Origin of the sequence: Micromonospora sp. M71_S20, assembly GCF_003664255.1 — a bacterium.
Classification (GTDB): domain Bacteria; phylum Actinomycetota; class Actinomycetes; order Mycobacteriales; family Micromonosporaceae; genus Micromonospora.
The window spans coordinates 601297-613276 of record NZ_RCCV01000003.1 but is presented as its reverse complement, the minus strand read 5'-3'; the positions used below and the strand labels follow the sequence as shown (position 1 = coordinate 613276).

The window sequence follows — 11980 nt, the reverse complement described above, 5'->3', positions numbered from 1 at the left end:
CGGACCGTGCCCGGCCGGGGCCGTCGTTTCGGGGCATCGTCGCCGGGTACCCGCGCGGCATGGCCGAGCAGAGCGAGTTCCGCAGAGGCGACCACGTCTCCTGGGCCAGCCACAGCGGCCGGGCGTACGGCGTGGTCAAGGAGAAGATCACCGAACGCACGCACGTACGCGGGCACGCCGTCAACGCGTCCCCGGACGACCCGCAGTACCGGATCCGCAACGACGACTCCGGGCGGGACGTCGCACACCGACCGGAGGTGCTGCGCCATGAGCAGGGGTGACGAGGGCCGCGACACCTACCGGGAGTTCACCGAGGCGGTGAACATGAAGCCGGCCGAGCTGTCGAAGTGGCTGGAGACCGACGAGTCGAAGCAGGTCGGCTGGCACAAGGGTGGGCGCTCCGGCGGCGGGGAGTCGGTCGGGCACGAGTCCGGCCGGAAGATCATCAACCTGCTGCGGCGCAAGCGTGCCGAGCTCTCCGAGGGCGACTACCGGCACATGCGCAAGGTCGTCGGCTACGTCCGCCGGCACATGGCGCAGCGCCCCTCCGGCGACGTGCGCGACACGAAGTGGCGCTGGTCGCTGATGAACTGGGGGCACGACCCCCTGAAGCGCTGAGCCCGCCCGCTTGACCCTGCCACTGGCGGCAGGGTCCGAGGATCCGCACCATGAGTCGAGCGCAGCGCAGGATCGTCGTCGTCACCGGTGCGGGTACCGGAAGTGGGACGACGGGCCGCGCCCCTGGCGGAGACCGCCGCCGGGCACCCCGGCATCGAACCGCTGGTCGCCGACGTCACCGCTCCCGGCGCCGCGGAGCTGATCGTCGGCGCCGCCACCGAGCGGCACGGCCGCCTCGACGTCCTGGTCAACAACGCGGGCGTCGCCGGCGGCGGTCCGCTCGGTTCCCTCGTCGCGGACACGGTCGAGCGCCACCTGGCGACGAACCTGGTCGCGCCGATCCAGCTCGCCCGGGCGGCGGTGCCGGCGCTGACCGACAGCCGGGGCGTCATCGTCAACGTCACCACGTCGGTCGGGTCACGCGCCTGGCCGGGCAGTTCGCTGTACGCGGCGGGAAAGTCCGCCCTGGACTCGCTGACCCGCAGCTGGGCGGTGGAGCTCGCGCCGCACGGGATCAGGGTGGTGGCGGTCGCGCCCGGCGCCGTCGACACCCCGATCGGCGCACACCAGGGGCTGACGCCGCAGCAGCAGGCCGACGTCCGCCGGTGGCAGGTGGAGCGGACGCCGCTGGGACGCATCGGGCGCCCCGAGGAGGTGGCCTGGGCGATCCTCCGCCTCGCCGACCCGGCGGCGGGCTTCGTCACCGGCGTCGTGCTGCCGGTGGACGGTGGCGCCGTGATCGCGTGACGGCGCCGCCGGCCCGCCTGACAGGAGTGCCGGCGCCGCCTTGCGGCATGGCAGGAGCGCCGGCGCCGCCTGGCGGCCTGGTAGAAACGGTGCCCGGAGGTACACCATGCTGATCGGCGAGCTGGCGGAGGCCACCGGCGCCACCCCGCGCGCGCTGCGGCACTACGAGCGGCACGGACTGCTCGATTCCCGGCGGGCCCACAACGGCTACCGGATCTACGACGAGCGCTCAGTCGGCCGGGTGCGCAACATCCGTCACCTGCTGGCCGCCGGCCTGACGCTGGACGACGTGCGGACGTTCCTGCCCTGCCTGGACGGGGACGTGGCCGCCGCCGCGCCCGCGCCCGCCGGTGTCCGGGTCGCCCTGGACCGGCTCGCGGTGCTCGACGCCCGCATCGCGGCGCAGACGGCGGTACGCGACCGGCTGGCGGCGGCCCTGCGCGCGGCGGGCACGGCCGTCCCGCCCTGCTGACAGCGGGGCGGGACGGTGCCGGTCAGTGGTCGGCGCTGTTCCAGTCGCGCCCCTCGCCCACCGAGACCTCCAGTGGCACCGACAGCGGGTGCGCCCCGCCCATTTCCCGCCGCACCAGCGCCTCCAGGGTCTCCCGTTCGCCCGGGGCGACCTCGAAGACCAGCTCGTCGTGCACCTGGAGCAGCATCCGCGAGCGCAGGCCCGCCTCGCGCAGCGCCGTGTCGACGTGCAGCATGGCGACCTTGATGATGTCGGCGGCCGAGCCCTGGATGGGGGCGTTGAGCGCCATCCGCTCGGCCATCTCGCGGCGCTGTCGGTTGTCGCTGACCAGGTCGGGCAGGTAGCGGCGGCGGCCCAGGATGGTCGAGGTGTAGCCGTCGTGGCGGGCGCGGGCGACGACCTCCTGGAGGTAGTCGCGTACCCCGCCGAAACCGGCGAAGTAGTTCTCCATCAGCCCGCGCGCCTCCTCGGCGGTGATCCCGAGCTGCTGGGAGAGGCCGAACGCGCTCAGCCCGTACGCCAGGCCGTAGTTCATCGCCTTGATCTTGCGCCGCTGGTCGGCGGTGACCTCGTCGACCGGCACCCCGAAGACCGACGAGGCGGTGGCGGCGTGGAAGTCGGCGCCGGAGTTGAACGCGTCGATCAGCGCCTCGTCCGACGACAGGTGCGCCATGATCCGCATCTCGATCTGGCTGTAGTCGGCGGTGAGCAGGCACTCATAGCCCTCCCCCACCACGAAGGCGCGCCGGATCCGGCGGCCCTCCTCGGTGCGGATCGGGATGTTCTGCAGGTTGGGCTCGGTCGAGGAGAGCCGGCCCGTGGCCGCCACCGTCTGGTTGAACGTGGTGTGGATGCGGCCGTCGTCGGAGACCGACTTGAGCAGCCCGTCGACGGTCGTCTTGAGCTTCGCCACGTCCCGGTGGCGCAGCAGGTGGGCCAGCACCGGGTGCGGGTTCTGCGCGTGGAGCCACTGGAGGGCGTCGGCGTCGGTGGTGTAGCCGGTCTTGATCTTCTTGGTCTTGGGCAGGCCCAGCTCGCCGAAGAGGATCTCCTGCAGCTGCTTCGGCGAGCCGAGGTTGAACTCCCGGCCAACCGCCTCGTACGCCCCCTGGGCGGCGGCCTTCACCTCGGCGGCGAAGTGTGCCTCCAGTTCGGAGAGGTAGTGCGTGTCGGCGGCGATGCCGGTGCGCTCCATGCCGGCGAGCACCCGCATCAGCGGCAGCTCCACCCCGGCCATCAACCGCGCCGACTGCTCGCCGTCGCGGGAGAGCTCGGCGTCGATCGCGTCGGCCAGGTCGAGGGTGGCGCGGGCCTGGAGCATCAGGTTCTGCTCCGCCTCGCCGTCGTTGCCGAGCCCTTCCAGGGTGAGCTGGCCGGTCTCCGGGGCGTCGACCCGCAGCTCGCGGTGCAGGTAGCGCAGGGCCAGGTCGGTCAGGTCGTAGGAGCGCTGGTCGGGGCGGGCCAGGTAGGCGGCGATCTGGGTGTCGCGGAGGATGCCCTCCAGGCTCCAGCCGTGCGCGGCGAACGCCAGCACCGCCGGCTTGCTGTCGTGCAACACCTTGGGCCGCCCGGCATCGGCCAGCCAGGCCGCCAGGGCCGCCTCGTCGGTCGGCTCCAGGGTGGCGGGATCGCACCAGGCCGCCGCGCCGCCGGCGGTGGCCAGCGCCAGCCCGGTCACCGAGGCGGTGTGCCGGCGGTTGGGGCCCGTGTCCAGCTTCGCCGCCACGCCCACCGGGGTGTCGGCCGGCGCGTGCGTCTCCAGCCACCCGGCGAGCGCCCCGGGCTCGGTGAGCACCTCGCCGGTCAGGTCGAACCCGGACTCGGCCTCCGGCTCGACCGCCTCCAGGTACTGGTAGAGCCGGTCGCGCAGGATGCGGAACTCGAGGGTGTCGAAGACCTGGTGGACGGCCTCGCGGTCCCACCCCTCCCACCGCGCGTCCTCGGGACGCAGCGGCAGTTTCAGGTCGGAGACGAGACAGTTGATCTCGTAGTTGCGGATCACGTCGGCGAGCCGCTCGCGCAGGCTGTCGCCGGCCTTGCCCTTGATCTCGTCGGCCCGCGCGACGACCCCGTCGACCCCGCCGTACGTGGTGATCCACTTCGCGGCGGTCTTCGGGCCGACACCGGGCACGCCGGGCAGGTTGTCGCTGGTCTCGCCCACCAGGGCGGCCAGGTCGCGGTAGCGCTCCGGGGGGACGCCGTACTTCGCCTCGATCGCCGCCGGGTCCATCCGGGCCAGGTCGGAGACGCCCTTGCGCGGGTAGAGCACCGTGATCTGGTCGCCGACGAGCTGGAACGCGTCCCGGTCGCCGCTGCTGATCAGCACCGACATGCCCTGGTCGCGGGCCTGGCAGGCGAGGGTGGCGATGATGTCGTCGGCCTCGAAGCCCTCCTTCTCCACCACCGGGATGCGCAGCGCCGCGAGGACCTCCTTGACCAGGCTGACCTGGCCCTTGAAGTCGGTCGGGGTCTCGCTGCGGCCGGCCTTGTACTCCGCATACTTCTCCGTGCGGAAGGAGCGGCGGGAGACGTCGAAGGCGACCACGATGTGCGTCGGCTGCTCGTCGCGCAGCACGTTGATCAGCATGGACGTGAAGCCGTAGACCGCGTTGGTCGGCTGCCCCGTCGTGGTGGAGAAGTTCTCCACCGGCAGGGCGAAGAACGCCCGGTATGCCATGGAATGTCCGTCGACGAGAAGCAGTCGCGATGTCGTAGCTGTCACGGCAGCGACTCTAGCCGCCCGCTCCGACATACCCGGCCCGCACCGCCCACCCGCAGCCTGGGAGCACCCCACTCATCCTACGAAACTCTTATCGCAATCTCATGAAGAAGAGATTCCGCAAATAGCATAATTCCACGCTCAATTTCTTACTCAAGATACAGACCGGATTCATACATGTCAAGGCTTGCCTCCCCATGATCCGGAAGGAAAGATGGCTTCCATGAAGAAGACACATGCCGCAGCGGCTGCTGCCGCCCTCGCCATTACAAGCTTGGTTGCCACCCCTACGAGCGCATCCGCCGACCCAGGCCATTGTTGGGTGTCTGGAGCAATAGCAGACGCAAATCCAGTGACACTTTATCAAATTCGCAACAAGTGTCAGAGTTCAATCCGAGTCCGAATCGTTTGGCGCTACGACACCACCGGAGCGACGACGAAGGGAACCTGCAAGACGATTCCGGCCAACAGCTCCGAATGGTGGAGCCATGCACTCTACTTTAGCTACTTCTGGGCCGAGAACTGCTAGCCCCTCATTGACGAATCCCCGGAAGGACTCAGAATTGCGACACCCGAAGACATCCTTCGCCGCAGCGGCGATAGCTGCATCGATTGCCGCATCCATCGCAGGAGCGGCTCCAGCAGCAGCGGACCCCGGCACCTGCGGGATCCGTCATTCGTATGACGTAAGCTCAGACGGCCTCTATCAATACATCGCACGCAACCAATGTTCCCGTGCCGTTACGATGAAGATTCGAACGCACGGACAATGGCTACCCTGCCGAACCGCCCCGGCCAATGGCTACGCCGGATGGATATCAATCTACGCTGACAACAACTGGATCATCGGCTATTGCTGACCCCAGGCGGGCAGGTGCCCTCTGCCCGGAAGAGCACCTGCCCGCCCCTGGACCAGTTGGAACGCCCCGGGTTCATGTGAAGATCTTCATTGCCGGCTCCGAGCACCTCGCGGGACTGGGGTTGGGCGCAAATCATCGTTTCGCATTCAGTGGGCCGCACGCCGACTGGGTCCAGTTAAAGGCGAATGCACTTCATCAACTCGTTGTTCAATTCGAGCACTCAGACTGAGACCTACAGCACCTTGGCTAGGAACGCTTTTGTCCGGTCGTGCCGAGGGCTTGCAATCACCTCGCGCGGACGGCCCGACTCAATCACCACTCCGTCGTCCATGAAGACCAGCGAGTCGCCGACCTCGCGGGCGAAGCCGATCTCGTGGGTGACCACGATCATCGTCATGCCATCGCGAGCCAGGTCCTTCATCACATCGAGCACCTCGCCGACCAACTCCGGGTCGAGCGCGCTGGTGGGCTCGTCAAAGAGCATCAACTTCGGCTGCATCGCCAGCGCCCGGGCAATCGCCACCCGCTGCTGTTGGCCGCCGGAGAGCTGCCCAGGGTACGCCCCGAGCTTGTCGCCCAGCCCCACCCGCTCCAGCAGGTGCGCGGCCCGCTCCCGGGCTTGGGCCTTCTTCGCCTGCCGCAGCAGCAGCGGCGCCTCGATGACGTTCTGCAACACGGTCATGTGCGGGAAGAGGTTGAACCGCTGGAACACCATGCCAATGGCCCTGCGTTGCGCGGCTACCTCCTTGTCCCGCATTTCGTGCAGTTTCCCGCCACGCTCCCGGTAGCCGATCAGATCGCCGTCCACCCAGATCCGGCCGGCGTTGATCTTCTCCAGGTGGTTGATGCAGCGCAGGAACGTCGACTTGCCGGAGCCGGATGGCCCGAGCAGGCAGCACACCTCACCAGCCCGGACCTCCAGATCGATGCCCTTGAGGACCTCCAGCGGGCCGAACGACTTGTGTACCTGCTCAGCACGCACCATTAGACCCGCCTCGGCTCCCGACGTGGTGGCCTTCGCCGGCACGATAAGCTCGGTCACTTCACTACTCCAGTACCGCCGCCGGCCTCGGCCGTCATCCCACGCAGCCTCATCCGGGCCCGTCCGTTCGTCCCATAACCCTTGCCAAAGTGGCGCTCCAGGAAGTACTGGCCGACCAGCAGGATGCTGGTCAGGAACAGGTACCACAGGCAGGCTGCGACGTACATCGGGAAGATCTGGAAGGTCCGTTTGCCGACGGCGTCGAGCTGAAAGAACAGCTCCACGCTCACCGGCACGTAGAGCAGCAGCGATGTGTCCTTGAGCATGGCGATAGTCTCGTTGCCAGTCGGCGGGATGATCACCCGCATTGCCTGCGGCAACACCACCCGGCGCAGCAGTTGGGCGCGGCTCAGCCCGAGCGCCTGGGCCGCCTCGGTCTGGCCCGGATCGACCGACTGGATGCCGGCCCGGACAATTTCCGCCATGTACGCAGCCTCGGAGAGCGCCAGACCGAGCAAGCCGGCCATGAAGCCCGTGAGGATGTCGCGCGACGAGAATCCGAATAGCCGCAGTTGCAAATTATCGATGCCGAACAGCTGGCCGAGTTGGGTGTCGAACGGCACGCCGAACTCGACCCGGCTCCACAGGATTCCGATGTTGCCGAAGACTGCCAGCAGCACCAGCCGGGGCACGGCCCGGAAGAACCAGGTGTAGAGCCAGGCCACGCCGCGCAGGACCGGATTGTCGGATAGCCGCATCACCGCGACCACCACGCCGAGCGTGACGCCGATCAGCATCGCGCTGACTGTCATCAGCACCGTGCCGCGCAGCAGGCCCTCGATGATCGGCGGCCGGAACATCTTGTCGACCATGAAGGACCAATTGAAGGCCTCGTTGGTCACCAGCAGGTGGACGAACATCGCGGTCAGCACGGCGAGCACCGCCACCGCGACCCATCGTCCCGGGTGCCGCACGGGCACGGCCTTGATCGGTTCCGGCCGTGCCCGTGCGGTTGTCGCTTCCTCGGTGGTCATGTCGTCACGGGTTGATCGCGGGATCCGTGATCGCCCCGTCCCCCACCTTCCACTTGTCGAGCACCTGCTGGTACGAGCCGTCGGCGACCAGCGCCTTGGTGGCGTCGCGCACGGCCTCGGCCAGCTGCGCTTGGTCCTTGGCCACGACGTAGCCGTACGGGGCTGCCTCGTACTGCTTGTCCAACAGATCCAGGGCACCGTTGGACTGCGTCACCGCGTAAACCCCGACCGGATAGTCGGCGAGCATCGCGTCGTCCTTGCCGGAGACGACTGCGGCGGTGGCCGCGTCCTGGCCGGGGAACTGGTCGATGGTGATCGCGGGCTTGCCGGCATCGGTGCACGTCTTGGAGCGCTTCTGAATGTCCTCGACCTGGACCGTGTCCTTCTGCACCGCGATCTTCTTGCCGCAGGCGTTGTCCAGACTGACCCCGGCCGGGTTGCCCTTCTTGGTCACCCACTGGGTGCCGACCTGGAAGTAGCTGACCATGTTGGCCTGGCCCTTGCGGTCGTCGTTAATGGTGAACGACGAGACGCCGACCTCGTACTTACCTGAGTTGACGCCATTGATGATGTCGCCGAACGGCGCCGAGACGAACTCCGCCTTGAGGCCGAGCTTGGCTGCCACGGCAGTGAACAATTCGACGTCGAAGCCGATAACGGTCTTGCCGTCGGAGTCGAGGAACTCCGCCGGGGCGTACGTCGAGTCGGTGCCGACGACAATCTTGCCGTCGGACTTGATCGCGTCAGGCACCTTGGCGGCCAACGCGGAGTCCGAGGAGGCGGTCACACTCGGGCCGCCGCCGGGCTGCTCCGTCGCCTCCTCCTCCCCGCACGCGGTGAGGGAGAGCAGGAGGACGGCGGCGCCGGTGACGCCGAGGGCGGCCCGGCGGCCACCACTGATGAGGAACATGGGGTACTCCTTGCGATGAGGGGTGACGGCCGGTCAGGCCACGCCGAGGTAGGCCTCTTTGACCGCCGGGTCGTGCAGCAGCTCGGCGCCGGTGCCGCTCTTGACGATCCGGCCGGTCTCCAGCACGTACGCCCGGTGGGCCCGGGCCAGCGCCTGCTGGGCGTTCTGCTCGACCAGCAGGACGGTGGTGCCCTGCTGGTTGATCTCGACGATGATGTCGAAGATCTGCTGGATCAGCATCGGTGCCAGCCCCATCGAGGGCTCGTCGAGCAGCAGCAGCTTCGGCCGGCTCATCAGCGCCCGCCCGACGGCCAGCATCTGCTGCTCGCCGCCGGAGAGGGTGCCGCCGTGCTGCCTGCGCCGCTCGGCCAGGCGCGGGAAGAGCCCCAGCACCCGGTCGAGGTCCTGGGCGATGCCGGCGCGGTCGCGCCGGGTGTACGCGCCCATGTCCAGGTTCTCCAGCACCGTCATGCCCGGGAAGATCCCGCGGCCCTCGGGGGCCTGGCACAGCCCCCGCCGGACCCGCAGGTCCGCCCGGAGCTTGGTGATGTCCTCACCGGCGAACCGGATGCTGCCGCTGGCGACCGGCCGGATCCCGGAGATCGCCCGCATCGTGGTCGACTTGCCGGCGCCGTTGGCGCCGATCAGGGCGACGATCTCACCCTCGTCCACCGTCAGGCTGATGCCGTGCAGCGCCTGGATCCGCCCGTAGAGCAGGCTCACATCGTCGATCTCAAGCAGCATCGTCCGGCACCCCCAGGTACGCCGCGATCACCTTCGGGTTCTCCCGCACCTCGGCGGGCAGCCCCTCGGCGATCTTCTTTCCGAACTCCAGCACCACGATCCGGTCGGTGACCCCCATGACCAGGCGCATGTCGTGCTCGATGAGCAGCACGGTCACGCCGGTGTCCCGGATCTGCCGGATGAGCTGGAGCAGTTCCTCCTTCTCCGCCGGGTTGAAGCCGGCGGCCGGCTCGTCCAGACAGAGCAGCACCGGGTCGGTGGCCAGCGCGCGGGCGATCTCCAGCCGCCGCTGCTCGCCGTAGGAGAGGTTGCGGGCGAACTCGTGCATCCGCCTGCGGATGCCGACGAACTCCAGCAGGCGCTCGGCCTTCTCCCGGCTCTCGCGCTCCTCCTTCCAGTACCGCGGCAGGCGGAACAGCGCGGAGATGACGCTCGTCTTGTTGTGCGCGTCGGCGCCCACCAGGACGTTCTCCAGCGCCGTCATCTCCGGGAAGAGGCGGATGTTCTGGAACGTCCGCGCCATGCCCATCTTGGTGATCTGGTGCCGCTTCTTGCCGCTGACCTTCTGGCCGCGGAACCGGATCTGCCCCTCGGTGGGCTGGTAGATGCCGGTCATGGCGTTGAAGCAGGTGGTCTTGCCGGCGCCGTTCGGGCCGATCAGACCGAGGATCTCGCCCTTGTAGAGGGTGAAGTCCACCTCGTTCAGGGCGACCACGCCGCCGAAGCGCAGCGTGACCTTGTCGACCTCCAGCAGCGGCTCCCGGGTGGGCACCGCCTCCACGGCCGGCGCGCCGGCCTGCGCCGGAACGGCCGGCGTCTGCTCGGTGTCACTCACCGACGGTCACCTCCTTGCGACGATCCTTGAACTCCGCCGCACGTCGTCGGTTGGGGATCAGACCCTCCGGCCGGAAGATCATCATGACCACCAGCACCAGGCCGAAGAACAGGAACCGGTACTCGTACAGCTCGACGCCCAGCAGCTCGATGCCACGGAACCGCTCGATCATGTACGCCACCAGGCCACCGCCGACGATCGCGCCGACGATGTTGCCCGAGCCGCCGAAGATGACCGCGGCCAGGATGATGATCGAGTTCAGCAGCTCGAAGTTCTGCGAGTTGACGAAGTTCTGCTTGCCCGCGAACAACGCGCCGGCCAGGCCGGCGATCGCGGCGCCCGCGGCGAACGCCCACAGCTTGAACTTGAACGTGGGCACGCCCATCAGCTGCGCGGCGTCCTCGTCCTCGCGGATGGAGATCCAGGCACGCCCGACCCGGCTGTGAGTCAGGTTCCGCACCCCGATCACCACCAGGATGATCACCGTGAGCACCAGCCAGTAGTACGGGCGGGCGTCGAGCACACCGAAGAACGGCTTGCCGTCGGCGTACTGGCCCGGGGGGTGCGGGATCTGGTTGAAGCCCCGCTGGCCCTTCAGGAACTCCGAGCTGACCGCACCGATCCGGATCATCTCGGCGAAGCCGAGCGTCACCAGGGCCAGGTAGTCGCCCCGCAGCCGCAGGGTCGGCGTACCGAGCATCACGCCGGAGACCATCGTCAGGGCGATCGCCACCGGCACCGCCAGCAGCCACGGCCACAGCGTCTTGATGTCGCTGCTCGGCGAGGTCAGCACCGCCACGGTGTACGCGCCGACGGCGAAGAAGCCGAAGTAGCCGAGGTCGAGCAGGCCGGCGAAGCCGACAACGATGTTCAGACCGACGGCCAGCAGCACGTAGATCGAGACGGTGAACATCACCTGGGTGAAGTTCGCACCGGGGGTCGGGATCGGCCCGAGGTACTGGTAGAACTCCTTGTTCGGCAGCGCGTAGAAGAACACGATCACCGCGGCCAGCAGCGCCCAGCGCACCCAGCGCGGCGCGCCGCGCCACCGTTCGCCGGCCGCCTCGCGGCCGGAGCGCACCTTTTCCAAGACGGTCGTCATGCCCGTGCCCTCCCCAGCGACTCACCCAGCAGACCGGTCGGCCGGAACATCAGCAGCACCACCAGCAGCGCGAACGCGGCGAAGTCCTTCCACTCGCTGCCGAACAGGCCGGAGGCGTAGTTCTCCACCACGCCCAGCAGGAGGCCGCCGAGCAGCGCCCCGCGCAGGTTGCCGATGCCGCCGAGCACCGCGGCGGTGAAGGCCTTCAGGCCGAGCAGGAAGCCGACGCTGTAGGTGAGGGTCTGGATCCGTACGTCGTAGAGCAGACCGGCGACGCCGGCCATGCTGCCGCCGGCGATGAAGACCATCAGGATGATCCGGTCCTTGTTCACGCCCATCAGCGCGGCGGTGTTGGCGTCCTGGGCGACCGCCCGGATGCCGCGACCGACCCGGCTGCGGTTGATGAACAGGTCCAGCGCGACCATCATCGCCAGCGCCGCGCCGAGGGTGAGCAGCTGCACCGCGTCGATCGGCACGCCGAAGACGTGAAACAGCGGTTCCTGGCTGACCAGGATCGGGGCGCCCTCGGGGCGGCGGCGGGTCCAGATGCCGAACGCCTCCGAGATGGCGATGGACGCGCCGATCGCGGTGATCAGGAAGGCCAGCGGCGGCGCGTTGCGCTTACGCAGCGGCCGGTACGCCACCCGCTCGATCACGGTTGCCGTGCCGGCGGAGGCGATCGCCGCGACGATCATCGCCACCAGCAGGTAGAACATGATCGACCCGATGCCGCTGACCTGCGAGTTCTGGTCGAGCCCGAAGCCGTTCCAGGTCCAGATCGCGGCGAACGCGCCGGCGATGAAGACCTCGGAGTGGGCGAAGTTGATGAGTCTCAGCACGCCGTAGACCAGCGTGTAGCCGAGCGCGACCAGGGCGTAGATCGCACCCTGCGTCAGGCCGGTCGTCGTGTATGTCCCGAAGTTGGAGAACAGGTCGTCGAAGTTCAATGAAGGGACA

The 11980-nt window shown here is 68.5% G+C and carries 12 protein-coding genes; 4 read left to right on the top strand and 8 right to left on the bottom strand.

All coding sequences use genetic code 11. From position 1 onward, the window contains the following. Positions 1 to 59: 59 nt before the first annotated feature. The 4 genes from DER29_RS28025 (at position 60) to DER29_RS28010 (ending at position 1837) form a co-directional block, all read left to right on the top strand. Positions 60 to 281, top strand: coding sequence for a DUF2945 domain-containing protein (locus tag DER29_RS28025; protein WP_121400637.1), 222 nt, complete (start codon positions 60 to 62; stop codon positions 279 to 281). Next, positions 268 to 618, top strand: a complete 351-nt coding sequence (locus tag DER29_RS28020) for a DUF3140 domain-containing protein (protein WP_101411732.1) — start codon at positions 268 to 270, stop codon at positions 616 to 618. The genes DER29_RS28025 and DER29_RS28020 overlap by 14 nt, the downstream gene beginning before the upstream one ends. Before the next feature lie 87 nt (positions 619 to 705). Beyond that, complete coding sequence (locus tag DER29_RS28015) at positions 706 to 1365, top strand: SDR family NAD(P)-dependent oxidoreductase (protein ID WP_121400636.1); 660 nt, start codon at positions 706 to 708, stop codon at positions 1363 to 1365. 106 nt (positions 1366 to 1471) lie between these two features. Next, positions 1472 to 1837, top strand: a complete 366-nt coding sequence (locus tag DER29_RS28010; RefSeq protein ID WP_121400635.1) for a MerR family transcriptional regulator — start codon at positions 1472 to 1474, stop codon at positions 1835 to 1837. A 22-nt stretch (positions 1838 to 1859) separates the two neighbouring features. Here the strand turns inward: DER29_RS28010 and polA are convergent, their stop codons facing one another. The 8 genes from polA to DER29_RS27970 form a co-directional block, all read right to left on the bottom strand. Beyond that, positions 1860 to 4559, bottom strand: coding sequence for a DNA polymerase I (polA, locus tag DER29_RS28005; RefSeq protein WP_121400634.1), 2700 nt, complete (start codon positions 4557 to 4559; stop codon positions 1860 to 1862). Positions 4560 to 5648: 1089 nt separating this feature from the next. Beyond that, positions 5649 to 6401 carry an amino acid ABC transporter ATP-binding protein gene (locus DER29_RS28000; RefSeq protein ID WP_199729592.1) on the bottom strand — a complete coding sequence of 251 codons (753 nt, stop codon included), beginning with the start codon at positions 6399 to 6401 and terminating at the stop codon, positions 5649 to 5651. 53 nt (positions 6402 to 6454) lie between these two features. Continuing rightward, a complete protein-coding gene (locus DER29_RS27995) occupies positions 6455 to 7432 on the bottom strand; it encodes an amino acid ABC transporter permease (RefSeq protein ID WP_121400632.1) in 978 nt (325 codons plus the stop codon). A gap of 4 nt (positions 7433 to 7436) precedes the next feature. Beyond that, positions 7437 to 8342: an ABC transporter substrate-binding protein gene (locus DER29_RS27990; RefSeq protein WP_121400631.1), complete on the bottom strand. Its 906-nt coding sequence runs from the start codon at positions 8340 to 8342 to the stop codon at positions 7437 to 7439. 33 nt (positions 8343 to 8375) lie between these two features. After that, positions 8376 to 9086 (bottom strand): ABC transporter ATP-binding protein, encoded by a 711-nt coding sequence (locus tag DER29_RS27985; protein ID WP_121400630.1) that lies wholly within the window; start codon positions 9084 to 9086, stop codon positions 8376 to 8378. Further along, positions 9076 to 9921, bottom strand: a complete 846-nt coding sequence (locus DER29_RS27980) for an ABC transporter ATP-binding protein (RefSeq protein ID WP_121400629.1) — start codon at positions 9919 to 9921, stop codon at positions 9076 to 9078. Before DER29_RS27980 ends, DER29_RS27985 begins: the two co-directional genes overlap by 11 nt. Then, complete coding sequence (locus tag DER29_RS27975) at positions 9914 to 11023, bottom strand: branched-chain amino acid ABC transporter permease (RefSeq protein ID WP_121400628.1); 1110 nt, start codon at positions 11021 to 11023, stop codon at positions 9914 to 9916. Before DER29_RS27975 ends, DER29_RS27980 begins: the two co-directional genes overlap by 8 nt. Continuing rightward, positions 11020 to 11970, bottom strand: coding sequence for a branched-chain amino acid ABC transporter permease (locus DER29_RS27970; RefSeq protein WP_121400627.1), 951 nt, complete (start codon positions 11968 to 11970; stop codon positions 11020 to 11022). Before DER29_RS27970 ends, DER29_RS27975 begins: the two co-directional genes overlap by 4 nt. Between the last annotated feature and the right edge of the window lie 10 nt (positions 11971 to 11980).

Coding starts and splice junctions, on each gene's coding strand:
- DER29_RS28025 (WP_121400637.1), top strand. CDS start 60: ATGGCCGAGCAGAGCGAGTTCCGCAGAGGCGACCACGTCTCCTGGGCC.
- DER29_RS28020 (WP_101411732.1), top strand. CDS start 268: ATGAGCAGGGGTGACGAGGGCCGCGACACCTACCGGGAGTTCACCGAG.
- DER29_RS28010 (WP_121400635.1), top strand. CDS start 1,472: ATGCTGATCGGCGAGCTGGCGGAGGCCACCGGCGCCACCCCGCGCGCG.
- DER29_RS28000 (WP_199729592.1), bottom strand. CDS start 6,401: ATGGTGCGTGCTGAGCAGGTACACAAGTCGTTCGGCCCGCTGGAGGTC.
- DER29_RS27995 (WP_121400632.1), bottom strand. CDS start 7,432: ATGACCACCGAGGAAGCGACAACCGCACGGGCACGGCCGGAACCGATC.
- DER29_RS27990 (WP_121400631.1), bottom strand. CDS start 8,342: ATGTTCCTCATCAGTGGTGGCCGCCGGGCCGCCCTCGGCGTCACCGGC.
- DER29_RS27985 (WP_121400630.1), bottom strand. CDS start 9,086: ATGCTGCTTGAGATCGACGATGTGAGCCTGCTCTACGGGCGGATCCAG.
- DER29_RS27975 (WP_121400628.1), bottom strand. CDS start 11,023: ATGACGACCGTCTTGGAAAAGGTGCGCTCCGGCCGCGAGGCGGCCGGC.